The sequence below is a fragment of the Bradyrhizobium sp. C-145 genome (assembly GCF_023375135.1).
Classification (GTDB): domain Bacteria; phylum Pseudomonadota; class Alphaproteobacteria; order Rhizobiales; family Xanthobacteraceae; genus Bradyrhizobium; species Bradyrhizobium zhanjiangense.
The window spans coordinates 5,716,745-5,734,684 of record NZ_CP088150.1 but is presented as its reverse complement, the minus strand read 5'-3'; the positions used below and the strand labels follow the sequence as shown (position 1 = coordinate 5,734,684).

Sequence of the window (17,940 nt, the reverse complement as noted above, 5' to 3'; positions counted from 1 at the left end):
GATGGCAGGCGAGATCCAAAATCCCATCATCCGCGTCCGCGACATCACCGTGCAGTTCGGCGCGACGCGCGTGCTCGATGGGCTCAACCTCGACGTCAAGCGCGGCGAGATCCTCGGCTTTGTCGGCCCATCCGGCGCCGGCAAATCGGTGCTGACGCGCACCATCATCGGCCTCGTGCCGAAGGTCGCAGGCTCCATCGAAGTGTTCGGCGTCGACCTCGATTCCTCCAGCACGTCGCAGCGGCGAAATGTGGAGCGGCGCTGGGGCGTGCTGTTTCAGCAGGGCGCGTTGTTCTCCTCGCTGACCGTGAGGCAGAACATCCAGTTTCCGATGCGCGAATATCTTCGCGTCTCGCAGCGACTGATGGACGAGATCACCATGGCCAAGCTGACCATGGTCGGTCTCAAGCCGGAAGTTGCCGAGCGCTTCCCGTCCGAGCTCTCCGGCGGCATGATCAAGCGCGTGGCGCTCGCACGCGCACTGTCGCTCGATCCGGATCTCGTCTTCCTGGACGAGCCGACCTCGGGTCTCGACCCGATCGGCGCCGGCGATTTCGACGAGCTGGTCCGGACGCTCCAGCGCACTTTGGGGCTGACCGTTTTCATGGTAACCCACGACCTCGACAGCCTTTACACAGCATGTGACCGTATCGCCGTTTTAGGGAACGGTAAGATCATTGCGGCAGGGTCGATCGCCGACATGCAGGCCTCCCAGCATCCCTGGCTGAGGCAGTATTTCCATGGCAAGCGCGCCCGCGCGGTCATGGGTTAAGAGCTGGGTTGATTAGCCGGAGCACCTGATGGAAACGCGGGCGAATTACGTATTGATCGGGTCGTTCACACTGGCGGTGATCGCCGCCGCGATCGGCTTCGTGCTGTGGTTTCAATCGCTGCACACCACCAAGCAGCGCACCCCCCTACGCGTCGTGTTCGAGGGCCCGGCGGCGGGCCTGCGCAACGGCGGCAGCGTCAACTTCAACGGTATCAGGGTGGGTGAGGTGGTCTCGGTGAAGCTGGACAACCCGCGGCGGGTTGTCGCACTCGCCATGATCGAGAACAACGCCCCGATCCGCAAGGACACGCTAGTCGGCCTCGAATTCCAGGGCCTCACGGGGGTCGCCGCAATCTCGCTCAAGGGCGGCGACGAGGCCGCGGCCGCACCGCCGCTCGACCAGGATGGCATCCCGACGCTGACGGCGGACCCCAACAAGCTCCAGGACGTCACCGAGGCGATCCGCGGCACGCTGCAGAACATCAACAAGATCGTCGCCGACAATCAGGAATCGGTGAAGAACTCGCTGAAGAATCTGGAGACCTTCACCAACTCGCTCGCCCGCAACTCCGAGAAGATCGACGGCATGATGGCCAAGGTCGACGGTGTCATGCTCAAGGCCGACAGTCTCATGCTCGGCCTCAACACGCTCGCCGGCGGCAAGGACGGCGGCGAGCTGTTCCAGGCGGTCAAGTCGATCCGCGAACTGGCCGAGGACTTCGACAAGCGCTCCGGCGCGCTGATGAGCGACGGCCGCCGCACCCTCGGCGACATCAGCCGCGCCGTGAACAATTTCGACCGCAACCCGACCCGCGTCCTGTTCGGCGCCAGCAACTCATCGCAAGCAGCCCCGCCGCCCGAGCCGCCGAAGCCGGCGGCGTCGAACGAGCGCCGCAGGCAGTAGGTTCCGACCTCCTAGTTTCCGTTGGCCCCCTGCATCGGTATCCATCGGAAGTCGATATCATCGGCTTCGATCACCCATACGAACGCTTTGCATTGGGCGCGGTAGGCCCACTCAATCTCGTGAATCAAGTGACCGCGATCCGAGATACGAAACTCGTCGTAGCGCCAATCACCGTGCGATGGCGCATCTGGCGAGAGCTCCTGGAGTGAGTAGGCGTACACCGTCGGATACGTAATCTCGATGTGCCCATCTTTGTAGGCGCCGAGTAGGCGAAGCGCGATCGAACAGGATTGTTGACGAGGGTAGGAGCCGGGTCTTTCCAATACTTGCAACGACTCTAGCCAGGCATCGTGCGGACAGCGGCTAGCGCGCCTCGCGATTGCGCAGCGGATTGACGAATTTAAATCCTGCGAAGTCCTTTTCGTTGTCCGTCGCAACAACGCAGTCATTGGCCTCGGCCACGGCGGCGATAATCATATCGAGCGCACTCCGCGGCCTGCCGGTGGCGGTGCCACGCGCCATGAGGCGCGCCCAGATCAGGCTTGCTTGCTCGTCGAAAGCCAGCACGCGACCTGCGAAAAGCAATGGTGGTCCTTCAGGTCCGGCGAACCAGGTTTCAAGTGCATTTCGCTTTCGTCCCGCCGGCTTTTCCAGGATGCCTCGCAGGATTTCTCCGATCGTCAGGGAAGAGACGAACAGATCGTCATCGTTCTGGTCTGCCAGCCACGCCAGGAGTACCGGCGACGGACTCGGTTTCGTGACATGGCTGATGATGTTGGTGTCGAGGAGGTACCGTGTCACAGGTCAACCTTGCGACCCGTTACGCGCGCGCGCGTGACATCGAGGTCTGTCCCGACGAGCGGTGAGCGTCGCAGCGCGGCAAGGATGCCGCCCTTCTTGGCGGGTTCCGCTGTCATCGTTTGACGCAATGTAGATCGGATTCGTTCGGCCTCGGTCCCATCCTCGGCAAGCTGCTTGGCGATTGAGCGGATCAATTCGCGGTCGGTATCGAGCCCGAGCACCTCGAACCGCGCCATGCCGCGCTTGGTCAGCCTGGCCCGGTAATTTCGCAGTGCTCTCTTTTGCGCTGTGTCGGCCACTGGAATTCTCGCGCTCTTATCTCTGGAAATATATCCTGAAATAGGTCGGAACGCAAGCGATCCGAAGTCGCCGCCGATACGAAAGTATGGGGGTCTGGCCGAGCCAACGTAGGGGGAGGGGCTGGCCGTCATTGTCAGTTATATCGCGCTCAAGTCGCGTCCACGAAAAGGCGCGTCGACTTCACTCATAGGGGAGGAGAGCGTGATACGTCTGTTGCTGTTGTTGCCGTTCATCGGCCTGATGATCGTGCCGTTCTACAATATCCGGGAGCCGCATCTGTTCGGCTTTCCGTTCTTCTACTGGTACCAGCTCGCCTGGGTGCCGCTGACCTCGCTCCTCACCTATATCGTCTACAGGAGCGTGCGTCGTGCTGGCTAATGTCGATAGCGCGGCGTTCGCCGTATTCCTTGCGCTCTTCATCCTCGTCACCGGCATGGGCTTCGTCGCCTCGCGATGGCGCAAGCCGGAGACGCTCGCCCATCTCGACGAGTGGGGCCTCGGCGGCCGCAAGTTCGGCACCTGGATCACCTGGTTTCTGGTCGGCGGCGACTTCTACACCGCCTACACCGTGATCGCCGTGCCTGCATTGGTCTATGCGGTCGGCGCCTACGGCTTCTTCGCGCTGCCCTACACCATCATCGTCTATCCCTTCGTGTTCGCGGTGATGCCGGTGTTGTGGAAGGTCGCCAAGGAGCGCGGCTATGTCACGGCGGGCGACGTGGTGCGCGGGGCCTACGGATCGCGCGGGCTCGAGCTCGCGGTCGCGGCCACCGGCGTGCTGGCGACGATGCCCTACATCGCGCTCCAGCTCATCGGCATGGAGGTGGCCATCAAGGCGCTCGGCCTGCACGGCGAGATACCGCTCGTTCTCGCCTTCCTGGTGCTGGCGCTCTACACCTATTCGTCGGGGCTGCGCGCACCGGCGCTGATCGCCTTCGTCAAGGACATCATGATCTACATCGTGGTGATCGCCGCGATCGCGATCGTGCCGTCCAAGCTTGGCGGTTACGGCGCGATCTTCACCGCGGCGGATGCGGCATTCGCTGCCAAGGGTTCGGGCGGGATCCTGCTGTCGCCGGCACAGATCGTGCCTTATGCCTCGCTGGCGCTGGGCTCCGCGCTCGCGGCCTTCATGTATCCGCACACGCTGACCGGCATTTTCGCGTCCTCGGGTGGCAACACCATTCGCAAGAATGCGATGCTGCTGCCGGCCTACACGCTGCTGCTCGGCCTGCTCGCGCTGCTGGGCTACATGGGCCATGCGGCGGGGCTGAAGCTCGCGAGCAACAACGACGTCGTGCCTGAGCTGTTCAAGACCCTGTTCCCGAGCTGGTTCGCGGGCTTCGCCTTCGCCGCGATCGCGATCGGCGCGCTGGTGCCGGCCGCGGTCATGAGCATTGGCGCCGCCAATCTGTTCACCCGCAACTTCTGGAAAGTGTGGGTCGATCCGAAGGTGACGCCGGCGGGTGAGGCGAAGGTCGCCAAGATCACCTCCATGCTGGTGAAGGTCGGCGCGCTGCTCGCCATCCTCTTGATGCCGACGCAGTTCGCCCTCGACCTCCAGCTGCTCGGGGGCCTCTGGATCCTGCAGACCCTGCCGGCGCTGGTGTTCGGCCTCTATCTGAACTGGTTCTCGAGCACGGCGCTCCTGGCTGGCTGGGCCGTCGGCCTTGCGGGCGGATCGTGGCTCGCCTGGTCGGACGGGCTGAAGCCGCTCCACACCATCGATTTCGGCATGGGCCCGGTTGCTCTCTACACCGGCCTCCTGGCGCTCGCGCTCAACATCGTGGTTGCCGTCGTGGTCAACCTCGTGCTCAAGCGCGCGCCGCAGGAGCGGCTGTCCCGCGAGGCGGCCTGATTTGATCCGCCAGCGGCGGCCGGGGATGCTCCGGCCGCCGGCCTTTTCCGGAATGAATAGCCTTCCATGCGATTGAAAACGCTATAGTATCCGCCCGCGATCTGGCCCCGCTCGTCGCCGGCGGATCAGACGGTCTCGGGTGAGGATGTCTTGCAGGCGTGGTTCGTTCTTGCGGTCGCTGCCGGCTATGTGACCACGCTGTTCCTGGTGGCCTGGTGGGGCGACCGACGGAGCGCCGGTGGGCCGCTGGTGTCGCCAAACTCCTGGGCGGCCGCGATCAGCTATTGCCTCACGCTTGCGGTCTACAACACCTCCTGGAGCTTCTACGGATCGGTCGGGCGGGCCGCGACCAGCGGGCTGGACTTTGCCACGATCTATATCGGCCCGACCCTGGTGCTGCTGTTCGGCCAGAGAGTCCTGTCAAAGGTGATTGCGATCGCGAAGGCGCAAAACGTCACCTCGATTTCGGACTTCATCGCCGCGCGCTACGGCAAGAGCCAGGTGCTCGCGGCCTTCGTGACGCTCGCATCGCTGCTTGGGGTGCTTCCCTATATCGCGCTCCAACTCAAGGCCGTCGGCAAGAGTTTTGACTACCTGATCCTCCAGCCCGAGCGTGCCGGCGGCGAAGCGCTGCGGTTCTGGCAGGATTCCGCATTCGGCGTCGCCGCGTCGATGGCGCTGTTCGCGATCGTGTTCGGCGTCCGGCACGTCCATGCCAGCGAGCATCATCGCGGCCTGATGCTCGCGATCGCCTTCGAGAGCGTCGTCAAGCTGCTCGCATTCCTGATCGTCGCCCTGTTCGTGCTGTTCGGACTATCCGGCGGGCCGGCCGCTCTGCTGTCGCAATTTCAATCGGAGCCGCAACTGGCGGGCATCCTGAGCTTCGATCCGACGCAACCGGTGTGGCCTGCGACGATCATCATCTCGGCGATCGCCTTCCTGTGCCTGCCGCAGGCATTCCATGTCGCCGTCGTCGAGAACGAGGCACCTAGCCATACGCGCACTGCGGCATGGCTCTATCCGAGCTATCTTGCGCTGTTCAGCCTGCTGATCCTGCCGATCGCCGCGGCCGGGCTTGCCAGGTTCGGCGCGATGATGGACCCCGACACCTACGTCATCTCGCTGCCGATCGCGGCGGACGCGAGCACCGTCAGCCTGATCGCCTTCCTGGGCGGGCTGTCGGCCGCCACCGGCATGGTGATCATGACGTCCGTCGCCCTCAGCACCATGCTCTGCAACGACGTCATCATGCCGCTGCTGCTGCGCTCGCGCGTCTTTGGCCTGCGTGCGCAGAGCCGGCCGATGACCTCGGTGCTGGTGACGGTGCGCCGGCTCTCGATCCTCGGTATCCTGCTGCTCGCCTATCTGATGCACCGCCTAGTCAACCAGTCCTATCCGCTCACCGTGATCGGACTCCTGTCGTTCGTCGCGGTCGCGCAATTCGGTCCGGCGTTCGTCGGAGGGCTGTTCTGGCCGCGTGCCAACAAAGCCGGCGCCTCGATCGGGATCGCCATCGGCTTCTTGATCTGGGCCTATGCGCTGCTGCTCCCTTCGGCCGCGCCGCTCTGGCCCGCGATCGAGGAGATCGTCCGCCACGGCCCGTGGCAGCTCGCCTGGCTCAAGCCGAACGCGCTGCTGGGTCTCGAAGGGATCGATCCGATCTCGCATGCCACACTCTGGAGCCTCGGCGCCAACCTCGTCTGCTTTCTGATGGTCTCGGCGCTGGGCCGGCAGTCGACCGTCGAGCGCAACCAGGCCGCGGCGTTTGCCGATGGCGTCGTCCGCGAAAATACCCCAAGGCTGTCTTCGCGCGTGGTGGTCCGCCTCGATGATCTCCGGGCGCTGGCCTTGCGCTTTGTCGGGCCCGTGCGGGGCGCCGCGGCCTTCGACAGCTATCTCGCTGCGCGCATCGCCGGCAGCGGGCCGCGCCTCGATCCGTCAGGCTTCGTCGATCTCGACTCGATCCGATTCACCGAGAATCTGCTTGCCGGCGCGATTGGTGCGGCATCGGCGCGCGTGGTCATCGCCGCGTCGCTGGAAGGGCACTCGCTGTCGCGGCGCGCGGCGATGGCGATGCTCGATGAAGCCTCCGAGGCGTTGCGGTTCAACCGCAGCCTTTTGCAGAGCACGCTGGAGAGCGTGCCGCAGGGCATTTGTGCGTTCGATGCGGATTTCAACATCACGGCCTGGAACGGCCGTTTCATCGCGCTCCTGGACCTGCCGCCGGATTTCGTTCGCGTCGGCCTTCCGCTGGCGGATCTCATTGCCTTCAACGTCGAGCGCGGCGAATATGCCGCGTCCGAATTTGCTGCGCTCCTGGTCAACCGTGACGTCGCCACGCAGAGCTGGCCCTATCTGTATGAGCGCAAGCGACCGGATGGTACGGTGCTTGAGATCGTCTATGACCGCGTTGCCGAGGGCGGCTACGTTTCGACCTACACCGACGTCACCGAACGTCATCGCGCCGCGGAAGCCCTGCGACGCGCCAATGAGGGGCTCGAGCTGCGTGTCCGTGAGCGGACCGAGGCGCTCGAGCTGGCGAAGGCGGACGCAGAGCAGGCCAATCTCGGCAAGACCCGCTTCCTGGCGGCGGCCAGCCACGATCTGCTGCAACCATTGAATGCGGCCCGTCTGTTCCTGTCCGCGCTCGACGAGAGCCTGCATGCTTCGTCGCGAGCTGGTGATGCCGACAAGGAGCGTACCTTGGCAAGCAGCGCGATTACCGCGCTGCGCTCGACCGAGCACGTGCTCGACAGGCTGCTCGACATCTCTTCCTATGATGCCCGCGCCGTTCGCGCCGAGGTTTTCGATTTTCCGATCGCGGATCTCTTCGTGCAGTTGAACCTCGAGTTCTCGGCCATGGCGCGCGAGCGAGGGCTCGTCCTCAACGTCGTCGATAGCCGCCTCGCTGTGCGCAGCGATCCGCATCTGCTGCGCCGCATCTTGCAGAACCTGCTGTCGAACGCACTCCGCTACACGCCCAAGGGACGCATCCTGCTCGGCTGCCGGCGGCGTGGTGACGCGCTGCGCATCGAGGTCTGGGATACCGGCGTCGGAATCGCAGCTTCTGACCAGAAGCGCATCTTCGAGGAGTTCCAGCGCCTCGCGCCCGGGTCGGAGAAGGGATTGGGGCTGGGGCTCGCCATCGTCGATCGCGTATCGCGGCTGCTGGACCATGCCGTCGACGTCCGTTCGCGCCCGGGACATGGTTCGTGCTTTGCCGTCATGGTGCCGCTTGCGCGCGGGCCTGGCAGGCCGCTTCAGCGCAATCCCACGATTGCAGCGCCCGTGGCAGCGGAACGACTGTTGACGATCTTGTGCCTCGACAATGATGCGACGATCCTTCAGGGTCTGACGGCGCTGCTCGGCGCCTGGGGACATCGCGTGCTGGTCGCGGCGAATGCCGCCGAGGCGATGGCTGCGGCCACAGCCAGCCCACCCGACGTCGTGCTGCTCGATTACCATCTCGATGGCGGCCGCAGCGGCTTGGACTTTCTCGACGATCTCAGGCAGAAGTCGAGCGGCGAGGTCCGCGCGCTGGTCGTCACCGGCGATCGCAGCGAAGCGGTGCGCAAGGAGGCGAGGGCGCGCGGCTGCGAGATCCTGTCGAAGCCGGTCAAGCCGGCGGCTCTGCGGCGCTTCCTCGGCGGCGAAGCCCTCAGCCGGCAGTTCGGGACGAAACAGGAGATCCCCTGACAATGCGCATCCTGATCGGCGACGATCATCCGCTGGTACAGGCTGCGTTGCGCAGCGCGCTGTCGAGCGTGCTGCCGGATCTCGACATCATCGCCTGCCAGTCGCTTGACGAGGCGACCGGCGTGCTGACGGCCCGGTCCGACGAGATCGACCTGATCCTCTGGGATCTGACCATGCCGGGTATCCAGGGATTTGCCGCGCTGTTCATCCTGTCGGCGCAATTCCCGACGGTGCCGGTGGCGATCATCTCCGCGCGTCAGGATGCCGCCACGATCCGCCGCGCTATCGCCTACGGCGCATCCGGCTACATCCCGAAATCGCTCAGCCTGCCCGAGATGGCGGATGCGATCACGAAGATCCTCGCCGGCGAGATATGGATGCCGCCCAATGTCGGCGGGCGCGGCTCGATCCAGAGCGCCGATATCGAGCTTGCTGCGCGAATGGCCTCGTTGTCGGCGCAGCAGCTGCGCATTCTCGCGATGATCGTCGAAGGCAAGCTCAACAAGCAGATCGCGGGTGAGCTCGACATCGCCGAGCAGACGGTGAAGGGCCACGTCTCGACGATCCTGCGCAAGCTCGGCGTCGGCTCGCGCACCCAGGCTGCGGTCCTGGCCGAGCGACTGTCATTCGGTCAGTCCGGCGCGACTTGACCCTGCGGCAAAACAAAACGGAGGCCGCGAGGCCTCCGTTTTCATCGTGCTGTCTTGCGAGACACCTGCTGCTTATCCCAGCCGTCCCGCCGCGTGGGCCAGCAGCGTGTAGACCAATCCCGTCTCCGAGATCAGGTGGCTGCGCAGCTCCTGCGGGCCGCGGCCGTCGCGGGCGACTTCGTCGAGCAGGCGTTCGAACTCGGCGACATAGCGGTCGACCGTACCCTTGAAGTTGCGGTCGGCGCGATACTTGCGGGCGACCTCGTCGAAGGCCTTCTGGCCGGCGGGCGTGTAGAGGCGCTTGGTGAAGGCCTTGTTCTCGCCGCGCTGGTAGCGGTCCCACATCTCGGCGGCGAGGTTGCGGTCCATCAGCCGGCCGATGTCGAGCGACAGCGATTCCAGCGGATTGCCACCACCCTGCGGCGCCTGCGGCTGCGGCGCGGGTGCCGCGCGGCCGCGCGGAGCCTCACGGCCGTTCGGAGCGGCAGGACCGGTGTCGGCGCGGTTGAGCAGGTCCGACAGCCAGCCGTCGCGGCCCTGGTCGTTGCCGGCAGGCGCGACCGGCGGCGCTTCGGTGCGGCGCGCAGCCGGCATGCCGAGGTCCGGCGGCGGCAGCGTCGAGGCGCTGCCGGTGTCGCGCATGCGGGTCTCGGTGGTGCGGCCGCCGACGGCTGCCAGCACCGACGGCTCTTCCTGGCGCTGCACGCTGGCGCGGTTCGTCGTCGTGACGTCGAGACCGCGGCCATGCTGGGCCACGATGCGGTTGAGTTCGGCGAGAGCCTCGATCTGGTCGACGATCACCTTGCGCATCTGCGCAGTGCTCTCGGCGGCCTCCTGCGGCATCTCGAGCACGCCGCGGCGCAGCTCGTTGCGGGTGGCCTCGAGCTCGTTGTGCATCTCGAGCGCCATCTGCTTCATGCTGGCGACGAGGTTCGAGAACTTCTCGGTCGACTGCTTGAACATCACATCCGCCTCGTCGGTGGTCTGGCGGTAGATGTCATGCATGGCTTCGATGGTCTGCCGGTGCTCCTCTTCGGACGCCGCGCGCACCGCCTCGAACTGGCGGGTGATCGCGGCCGAGCCTGCGCCGGCGGTCTCGGCGACGACGCGGGCGATGTCGCGGGCACGCTCTTCGGCTGCGGCCAGCGATTCATCGAGCAGGCCGGTGAAGCGCGACAGGCGCTGGTCGAGATCGGCCGTGCGCAGGTCGATCGTGGTGACGAGCGATTCCAGCGCCTGCTTGCGCTCGGCGAGCGAGGCGGTGGTGTTCTTGTTGCTCTGCTCGACGACCTGCGCGGCCTCGACGAGCGCCTTGCCGTGCTTGTCGAACTGGGTCGACAGCTCGCCGAGATCCTGGAGCGCCTTCGTGGTCTTGCTGTTGAAGACGTTGAGCTGGTCTTCCAGGTTCTGCGTCGCAGCGCCGTTGCGCGAGGTGACGTCGTTCATCGCGGAGACGAAGTCGGCGACGCGCGTTACCAGCGCCCGCTCGAGCGAGTTGAGGTTGTCGTGCGCACCGGTCAACACCTCCTGGAGCAGGATGTTGCCTTCGCGCAGCCGCTCGAACAGCGCCACCGTGTCGGTGCGCAGGATCTTGCTGGTCTCCTGCATCTCAGTGACGGCCGCGATCGAGACCTGGCGCGACTGGTCGATCGCCGAGCGCGAGGCCTGCTCGAGGTCCTTGAGCGACTTGCCGACCGCGCCGGTGGCGATCTCGCTCGCCGTATTGATGGCGCGGGCGACTTCCGAGCCGTTGCCCATCATGGTCTGCGAGAAGGCCTGGCCGCGCGTCTCGATCGACTTCAGCGCGTCGGAGGTGACGCGGTCGATGTCAAGCGTGAGCTGGCTAGTCTTGGAGCCGATCGCGTCGACCAGAGCGCCGCGCTTGGCGTCGATCATGTTCGACAGACGGTCGGCCTGTTGCTGCACATAGGTGACGATCTCGTCGGTCTTGCCGGTCATGGCCTGGCCGAAGCTGCTGCTGGCGGCGAGCACCGAGCGCTCGACATCGGCCGAACTCGACTTGACCCGCGAGCTCGCCTCGTTGGAGGCAGATATCAGCGCGTTCTGGGCGTTGAGCGCGCTGGTCTGGATGTCGTTGGTCGCATTCGCGGTGGCTGCGCTCAGCGTACGCTCGATCTCGGTCGAGATTGTGCGGATCTGGCTCGCGGCGTCCGCCGAGGTCGAGGTCAGCGAGGTCTGCGCCTCACGTGCGCTGTTGAGGATCGTCGAGGCGGTATCGGCGCCGACCGCGGTCAGCGTGCGCTCGATGTCCGTGGTCAGCGACTTGATCTGGCTCGCCGCGTCCGTCGAGGCGGAGATCAGCGTGCCCTGGGCCTCGCGGATGCCGCCGGTGAGCGCCTCGATGGTGGCGCCGCCGGCGGTCGCCAGCGCGCGCTGCATCTCGGCCGCGAGCGAACGGACCTGGCTGGTCTGCTCGGCCGAGACCGCGAGCAGGGTGCTCTGGGCGTCGCGGGCGCTGGTGGTGATCGTCTCGGCGGTCGACACGCCGACCTGCGAGAGCGAACGATGCACTTCGGCCGCAAGCGACTTGACCTGGCTCGCCGCATCCGAGGATGCCGTGACCAGCGTGCTCTGGGCCTCGCGGGCGCCGCTCATGATGGTCTCGGCGGTCGAGGTGCCCGCCATCGAAAGCGAGCGCTGCACGTCGGAAGACAGCGCCTTGATCTGGTTGGCGGTCTCGGTCGAAGCTGCGATCAGCGCGCCTTGTGCATCGCGGGCGCCGGCGACGATCGACTCCGCCGTGCTGGTGCCGGCCAGCGATAGCGAGCGCTGCACGTCGGCGGTGAGCGTCTTGACGTGGTTGGTCGCATCCGAAGAGGCGGTGACGAGTGTGGTCTGCACTTCGCGGGCGCCGGCCAGGATCGAGGCCGCGGTGGCCGAGCCCGCCGCGGACAGCGTGCGTTCGACGTCGGCAGCGAGTCCCTTGAGCTGGTTCGACGCCTCGCCCGACGCGGCGACCAGGGTCGACTGCGCCTCGCGGGCGCTGGTCAGGATCGAATTCGCAGCACCGGTGCCGACCGCGGTCAGCGCACGCTCGACCTCGGTGGAGGTCATCTTGAGCTGGGCATTGACGTCGGAGGAGACCGTCAGCAGCGACTGCTGAGCGGTGCGCGCGCCGGTCTGGATGGTCTCGCTGGTGTTGACGACGAGGTTGGTGAGCGAGCGCTCGGCATCTTCGACATGCGAGCGGATCGCGGTCGAGATCATCTCGGCGCGGGACATCATGTCCTCGCTGGCCTGGCGTCCGCTGCTCTCGATGCGGCCGGCGACGGCCTCGACGCGCGAGCCGAGCAGGTCCTCGAACTGCGCCACGCGCACGTCGATGTCGTTAGCGACCGAACCGACCTTGCTCTCGATGGCCTGGTGGATCTCCTGGAAGCGCGCCGTGACCGTGTCGGCCAGATGCGTGCTGCGGCCGTCCATGATCTCGGTGACGCCGGTGATGCGGCGGTCGACCGCCTCGATCGCCTGCGCTGTGCCATCGGTGAGGGTCGAGGTCAGCAGTGTGAGGCGCGTGTCGATCGACTGTACGGCCTGCGAGGCGCCGTTCGTCACCGCCGTGGTCAGGTAGGTGAGGCGGGAGTCGATGGACTCGAGCGCCTGCGATGCGCCGCCGGTCAGCGTCGTCGTGAGATGCGTCAGCCTCGTGTCGATCGACTGGAGGGTCTGCGATGCGCCGTCGGTCAGTGAGGTGGTGAGGTGGTTGAGGCGCGTGTCGATCGTTTCGATGGCCCGCGATGCGCCGTCGGTCAGCGAGGTGGTGAGGTGGTTGAGCCGCGTATCGATCTTTTCGATGGCCTGCGATGCGCCGCCGGTCAGCGACGTCGTGAGATGGGTCAGGCGGCCATCGATCGACTGGATCGCCTGCGCGGCACCGTCGCTCAGCGACATCGCCAATGTATTGATGCGTCCGTCGATGGTTTCGGTCATGGACCTGGCGCGGCTGTCGAACGACTGTTCGAGCTCGGCGACGCGGCCGATGAGCTGTTCGTCGAAGGTCCTGATGTGGCCTTCGATCGTACCGTCCAGGCTGGCGAACTTGCCGTTCAAGGAGGCGTCGAAGTTGCTGACGCGTTCGCCGATCGTGGTCTCGAATTGCACGAGGCGCTGGTCGAGCAAGGCCGTGATCGCGCCGCCATTGGACGTGAAGCGGGTGTCGAAATTGTCGACATAGGTCTTCAGCGTCTCGGCGATGTCCTGCGTGCGCTGGCCCATGCGCTCAACGATCTCGCCGCCGAAGGTCTTCACGGTGCGGTCGAACTCGGAGATGTGGCGCGTAATCAGCGCGCCCAGCGTGCCGGAGTCGCGGGCGAACTTCTCGACCAGCTCGGTGCCCTGGTTCCTCACGAGCTCGTCGAAGGCGCTCATCTGGAGCGACAGCGAATCGTGCGCGGTCTCGGTCTGGCTGACGACCTTGGCGACCAGGGTGTTGACAGTGGCGTCGAGCGCCTCGCTCGCCTTGTCGCCGCTCGTCATGATCTGGCCGGCGAGCCGGTTGCCGGCGTCGTCGATCTTGGCGGAGATGTCGTTGGAACGCAGCTCGAGCTCGAGCAGCAGCGAATCCGACGAATTCTTCAGGGAATCGTGCACCTGCTCGGTGCGCTCCGAGATGCCGTCGACGATCGCGGCGGAGCGCTGCTCGAACTCGCCGGTGATGCGGTCGATGCGCTCGTTCAACATCTCATGGACGCGGTCGGCGAGGTCGACGAACTCGTCGTGGACGTGGCCGGTCTTGAAGTTGAGGCTGGTGGTCAGCCGCTCGCTGGCGTCGAGCACGGCGCGCGTAGTCTCGTTGCTGGCCTCCTCGAGGCGGTCGAGCAGGTCACCGCCGCGCTCGCCGAGCGCCAGGATCATGTTGTCGCCGGCGTTACTCAAGGCGCTGGTGATGTGCGCGCCGCGCTCTTCCAGCGCGCCGGTGATGGACTTGGCCACCTCGTCGACGCGCGAGGCAATCGCGTCCGAGATCAGCGCGATGTCGTGGCGCAGGTCGATCTGCACCCCGGAGATGGCGCTGCGGACCTGCTCGGCCTGGCCGACCAGATTGTCGCGCTGATGCGCGATGTCCTGGAGCAGGGCGCGGATGCGCACCTCGTTGTCGGAATAGGCGCGCTCGAGCGCCGCGACCTCGTTGGCGACCAGCGTCTCGAGCTCGCCGGCGCGCGCAATCGCGCGCTCGATGCCGTCGCCCATCGCCGCGACCTCGCGGCGGATGGCCTGGCCGACGGTGACCATGGAATCGGAGGCCGAGCCTTCCGGCTCGGAGAAGCGGATCGCGACCTGCGCCATCGCCTGCGCGATCATGCGCATTTCCTGGCCGCGCCAGACGAGGCTCGCCAGGAAGTAGAACAGCATGATGGGCGCGAAGAACATCGCGATCAGGCCGGCAATGACGAGCACGCCGCCGCTCTGGCCCACGGCGGCCTGGATCGAGGGCAGGAAACCGAACGTCAGCGCGGCGCAGGCGGCGAGCCAGACGCCGGCAAAGATGGTGGCGAAGGTGTAGACGCTGCGGGCAGGGCGACCCTTCTGAAGCGCCTGGAGCAGCTGGCCGATTGTCTCGCGGTCGTCATTGGCGGCGCGGCGCGAGGTGCGCGGCTCTTCGATCGGGTCGAACGCGGATGCTCGTTCGTTGGCGGCGGGGCGCGGCTCGAAGCTCGGCTCGTCGAAGATCGGTGGCTCGGGCGGCGCCACCGGAGGCGGCGTTTCGTTGCGCATCGCGGCGTTGCGGCTCGTATCCGCAGCGGTGTCACTGATGTTGAGGGCTTCCTGGATCGCAGAAAGCGCAACTTCTGTGGGGTCTTTGACCTTTTTCGGAGTGTTCGCCATGTCAGTCCGAGCCCTCGTTACTTGTACGCGTCCCCCCGCGAGCCCTGCGCGTTACGCAAGCCCACAGACCGGATCATGCCGCTTGCGCGGATCTCCGAGCCGTCCCCACCCGGACGGCTTGTCCGCCAATTTCTGCAACATCCTATTGGCAGAGCGTCTCGAATGAAATGCCCGCGATTAAGACAATCTTAATCATCGTTAACAGGATCGGGCCGTAACGCCTTAGCAATAAATGCAATTCTCCACCGAACTTGGCAGATTACGGCAACTTTTAGTCAACAAACCGGCGGATCTGCGTCAAACGACCCAAACATTTCGTTAACCATTTTCATGCTTGGGTGGGAGGAACCTGACCGCCGGACCGGCGGGACCATCGCACGATGCCGGGGCCTGGGTCATGACGCCTGAACTGCAACGGATGGACTGGATGCCCTCGACCCCGCTTGCACCCATCGACAGCCCGCTCGACCTCGATCACCTGTCGCGCATGACGCTCGGCGATGCCCAGCTGGAACGGGAAGTGCTGGCGTTGTTCGCGGAGCAGGCGGCCCGCCTGATTGCGGCGATGACGGCGCTGCCGGCAGAGGCCGGCGCACTTGCCCACAAGCTCAAGGGTTCGGCTCGCGGGATCGGCGCCTTTGCGGTGGCCGATGCCGCAGCCAGCCTGGAGACCGCGATCCGGACCGGCCATGGCCGGCCCCACGCCCTTGCTGCCTTAAAAGAGGCGGTAACCGAGGCCCGCACCGCCATCGAGGCGATGCTGAAGCCTTAAGCGCGGACTGTCAGAACCAGGTTCTACTCTTTTGTTTTGACGCGTTTTCTTGCCACGAAGCGGGATTCAGGTCGCACGAAAACGCTATGGCGCCGGGCGGACCGACCCGTTATAGGACAGCCGGGACCCTCCTTCATTCCAAGCACCGCGGCAGCACGAGCACACATGGCCAAGATTCACTTTGTCGACCACAAGGGCGAAACCCGCACGGTGGAAATCGAGAACGGCGCAACCGTGATGGAAGCCGCCATCCGCAACAGCATTCCCGGCATCGAGGCCGAATGCGGCGGCGCCTGTGCCTGCGCGACCTGCCATGTCTATGTCGACGAAGCCTGGCGCGAGAAGGTCGGCAGCCCGACGCCGATGGAAGAGGACATGCTCGACTTCGGCTTCGACGTGCGCCCGAACTCGCGCCTGTCCTGCCAGATCAAGGTCTCCGACGACCTCGACGGGCTCGTCGTTGGGACGCCGGAACGCCAGGCCTGATCTTCCCTTCAATAGGGCATGATCTTTTCTGGAAAACCGCCGCACGCTTTGCAGCTAGCGCGCCCTTCGGGTCTCGATCATCGATTAGGCGCGCGGCGGCGCGACCTCGATGCCGCGCTTGTGCCAGGGGCGTAGCTTCGCGACCACTTCCGCAGTGAGCGGCGTCGGTCGCCGCGACGCTTCGTCGATCATCACGCCGACCGAATTCGCCGACGCGATGCACTTTCCTTGCGAGAATACGACCTGCTCGAAGGTCACCGAGGTTCGTCCGAGCTTCACCACGCCGAGGCCGAGCTCGATCGTGTTCGGCCAGTGCAGCTCGGCGCGGAAATGGATGTCGAGCCGCACCATGATCCAGGCAAGACCCGGCGGCGTCAGCCCATATTCCGGCAGCTTCATCAGCGTGACACGGCCGGTCTCGAAATAGGTGGCGTAGACGGCGTTGTTGACGTGCTGGTTGGGATCGAGATCGCCGAAGCGAACGTTGTCGCTGAGGCGATAGGGGTAGTCTTCCAGGCGCGGCGTCGTATCGAGGCGGCTTGGTGCGTTCACCGATTGATCTCCGTCATATCCTTCCTCGTTACAACCCAGTTATTTTGACCCGGCAAGTGGGTGCGGCGGCCGGGTGCTCCGCTTTTATGCCTTCCCTGTTCCATCCCCGTTGGCTAGACAGGCAGGGTCACCTCGGCCCAAAGGGCGCCGTCCAACCGATAACGACCGATAAAGAGACGACATGAGCGACGTGATCAAAACCGATGTGCTGATTATTGGCGCCGGCCCCTGCGGTCTGTTCGCCGCCTTCGAGCTCGGCCTTCTCGACATGAAGGCGCATTTCGTCGACATCCTCGACAAGGTCGGCGGCCAGTGCGCCGAGCTCTATCCGGAAAAGCCGATTTACGACATTCCCGGCATTCCGCAGGTCTCGGGCCAGGGGCTGACCGACGCGCTGATGGAGCAGATCAAGCCGTTTCATCCGACCTTCCATCTCGGCGAGATGATCGAGACCGTGGAGAAGATCGGCGATCCCGCCTTTCGCTGCACCACCGACGCCGGCAAGGTGTTCGAATGCAAGGTGGTGGTGATCGCGGCCGGCGGCGGCTCGTTCCAGCCCAAGCGCCCGCCGGTGCCGGGGATCGAGGCCTACGAAGGCACTTCGGTGCACTACGCCGTGCGCAAGATGGAGACGTTCCGCGACAAGAACGTGCTGATCGTCGGCGGCGGCGATTCCGCGCTGGACTGGACGCTCAATCTGCATCCGATTGCCAAGCGCATCACGCTGCTGCATCGGCGCGACGAGTTTCGCGCCGCGCCCCACAGCGTCGAGCAGATGCGCGCGCTGGTCGCGGGCGGCAAGATGGATCTGAGGCTCGGGCAGGTCACGGCGCTCTCGGGCGCTGATGGCAAGCTCTCCGGCGCCACCATCAAGGGCAACGACAACGCCATGACCGAAATTGCCTGCGACACCATGCTGCCGTTCTTCGGACTGACCATGAAGCTCGGCCCGGTCGCGAACTGGGGCATTGCGCTGGAGAACAATCTGGTGCCAGTCGAGACGTCGGCGTTCGAGACCAACGTATCAGGCATCTTCGCCATCGGTGACATCAACACCTATCCCGGCAAGATCAAGCTGATCCTGTGCGGCTTCCACGAGGGCGCGCTGATGTCGCAAAAAGCCCATCGTTACGTCTATCCGGAGAAGCGGCTGGTGTTCCAGTACACGACCTCATCCTCCAGCCTGCAAAAGAAGCTCGGTGTCAACTGACGGTGCTGAGCAGGAGGCGATGCCCCATGTTTCTGGTGCTGGAACCATTCGCGAAATCGCCGTAGTCTGCGGCCATTCCAGTCGTGGAATAG

At 65.3% G+C, this 17,940-nt stretch carries 13 protein-coding genes; 9 read left to right on the top strand and 4 right to left on the bottom strand.

The window, feature by feature from the left end; genetic code table 11:
* Position 1 precedes the first annotated feature (1 nt).
* Both LRP30_RS27150 and LRP30_RS27145 read left to right on the top strand, forming a co-directional pair.
* Positions 2–772 carry an ABC transporter ATP-binding protein gene (locus tag LRP30_RS27150; protein ID WP_162500203.1) on the top strand — a complete coding sequence of 257 codons (771 nt, stop codon included), beginning with the start codon at positions 2–4 and terminating at the stop codon, positions 770–772.
* A 28-nt stretch (positions 773–800) separates the two neighbouring features.
* Positions 801–1,676 (top strand): MlaD family protein, encoded by an 876-nt coding sequence (locus LRP30_RS27145; RefSeq protein WP_128932770.1) that lies wholly within the window; start codon positions 801–803, stop codon positions 1,674–1,676.
* A 363-nt stretch (positions 1,677–2,039) separates the two neighbouring features.
* On the opposite strand, the gene LRP30_RS27140 is transcribed toward LRP30_RS27145, so the two are convergent.
* Positions 2,040–2,477, bottom strand: coding sequence for a type II toxin-antitoxin system VapC family toxin (locus LRP30_RS27140; RefSeq protein WP_128932771.1), 438 nt, complete (start codon positions 2,475–2,477; stop codon positions 2,040–2,042).
* Positions 2,474–2,776 (bottom strand): hypothetical protein, encoded by a 303-nt coding sequence (locus LRP30_RS27135; RefSeq protein WP_245471370.1) that lies wholly within the window; start codon positions 2,774–2,776, stop codon positions 2,474–2,476. The genes LRP30_RS27140 and LRP30_RS27135 overlap by 4 nt, the downstream gene beginning before the upstream one ends.
* A 202-nt stretch (positions 2,777–2,978) precedes the next feature.
* Between LRP30_RS27135 and LRP30_RS27130 the strand changes: the two genes are divergently transcribed.
* The 4 genes from LRP30_RS27130 (at position 2,979) to LRP30_RS27115 (ending at position 8,981) form a co-directional block, all read left to right on the top strand.
* Complete coding sequence (locus LRP30_RS27130; RefSeq protein ID WP_249756713.1) at positions 2,979–3,155, top strand: DUF3311 domain-containing protein; 177 nt, start codon at positions 2,979–2,981, stop codon at positions 3,153–3,155.
* Positions 3,145–4,635, top strand: coding sequence for a sodium:solute symporter (locus tag LRP30_RS27125; protein ID WP_249756712.1), 1,491 nt, complete (start codon positions 3,145–3,147; stop codon positions 4,633–4,635). The genes LRP30_RS27130 and LRP30_RS27125 overlap by 11 nt, the downstream gene beginning before the upstream one ends.
* 150 nt (positions 4,636–4,785) lie before the next feature.
* Entirely contained in the window at positions 4,786–8,331 is a 3,546-nt protein-coding gene (locus LRP30_RS27120; protein ID WP_249756711.1) for a NahK/ErcS family hybrid sensor histidine kinase/response regulator, read from the top strand.
* On the top strand, positions 8,328–8,981 hold the full coding sequence (locus LRP30_RS27115) for a response regulator transcription factor (protein WP_249761837.1): 654 nt from the start codon (positions 8,328–8,330) through the stop codon (positions 8,979–8,981). The genes LRP30_RS27120 and LRP30_RS27115 overlap by 4 nt, the downstream gene beginning before the upstream one ends.
* A gap of 72 nt (positions 8,982–9,053) precedes the next feature.
* Here LRP30_RS27115 and LRP30_RS27110 read toward each other — a convergent pair whose 3' ends face one another.
* Entirely contained in the window at positions 9,054–14,828 is a 5,775-nt protein-coding gene (locus tag LRP30_RS27110) for a negative regulator of septation ring formation (RefSeq protein WP_249756710.1), read from the bottom strand.
* 397 nt (positions 14,829–15,225) lie between these two features.
* Here LRP30_RS27110 and LRP30_RS27105 point away from each other — a divergent pair, with 397 nt between their 5' ends.
* Together LRP30_RS27105 and LRP30_RS27100 are read left to right on the top strand one after the other, a co-directional pair.
* Positions 15,226–15,600 (top strand): Hpt domain-containing protein, encoded by a 375-nt coding sequence (locus LRP30_RS27105; RefSeq protein WP_249756709.1) that lies wholly within the window; start codon positions 15,226–15,228, stop codon positions 15,598–15,600.
* A gap of 165 nt (positions 15,601–15,765) precedes the next feature.
* The gene (locus LRP30_RS27100) at positions 15,766–16,086 is read left to right on the top strand and encodes a 2Fe-2S iron-sulfur cluster-binding protein (protein ID WP_091898497.1); all 321 of its coding nucleotides are present in this window, start codon (positions 15,766–15,768) and stop codon (positions 16,084–16,086) included.
* A gap of 84 nt (positions 16,087–16,170) precedes the next feature.
* Here the strand turns inward: LRP30_RS27100 and LRP30_RS27095 are convergent, their stop codons facing one another.
* Positions 16,171–16,638 (bottom strand): thioesterase family protein, encoded by a 468-nt coding sequence (locus LRP30_RS27095; protein WP_091898499.1) that lies wholly within the window; start codon positions 16,636–16,638, stop codon positions 16,171–16,173.
* Positions 16,639–16,819: 181 nt separating this feature from the next.
* Between LRP30_RS27095 and LRP30_RS27090 the strand changes: the two genes are divergently transcribed.
* Positions 16,820–17,848, top strand: a complete 1,029-nt coding sequence (locus LRP30_RS27090; RefSeq protein ID WP_091898501.1) for an NAD(P)/FAD-dependent oxidoreductase — start codon at positions 16,820–16,822, stop codon at positions 17,846–17,848.
* Positions 17,849–17,940: the final 92 nt, after the last annotated feature.

Excerpts from the sequence above, each read along its gene's own strand:
- LRP30_RS27110 (WP_249756710.1), bottom strand. The coding sequence starts at position 14,828 with ATGGCGAACACTCCGAAAAAGGTCAAAGACCCCACAGAAGTTGCGCTT.
- LRP30_RS27100 (WP_091898497.1), top strand. The coding sequence starts at position 15,766 with ATGGCCAAGATTCACTTTGTCGACCACAAGGGCGAAACCCGCACGGTG.
- LRP30_RS27145 (WP_128932770.1), top strand. The coding sequence starts at position 801 with ATGGAAACGCGGGCGAATTACGTATTGATCGGGTCGTTCACACTGGCG.
- LRP30_RS27105 (WP_249756709.1), top strand. The coding sequence starts at position 15,226 with ATGACGCCTGAACTGCAACGGATGGACTGGATGCCCTCGACCCCGCTT.
- LRP30_RS27150 (WP_162500203.1), top strand. The coding sequence starts at position 2 with ATGGCAGGCGAGATCCAAAATCCCATCATCCGCGTCCGCGACATCACC.
- LRP30_RS27090 (WP_091898501.1), top strand. The coding sequence starts at position 16,820 with ATGAGCGACGTGATCAAAACCGATGTGCTGATTATTGGCGCCGGCCCC.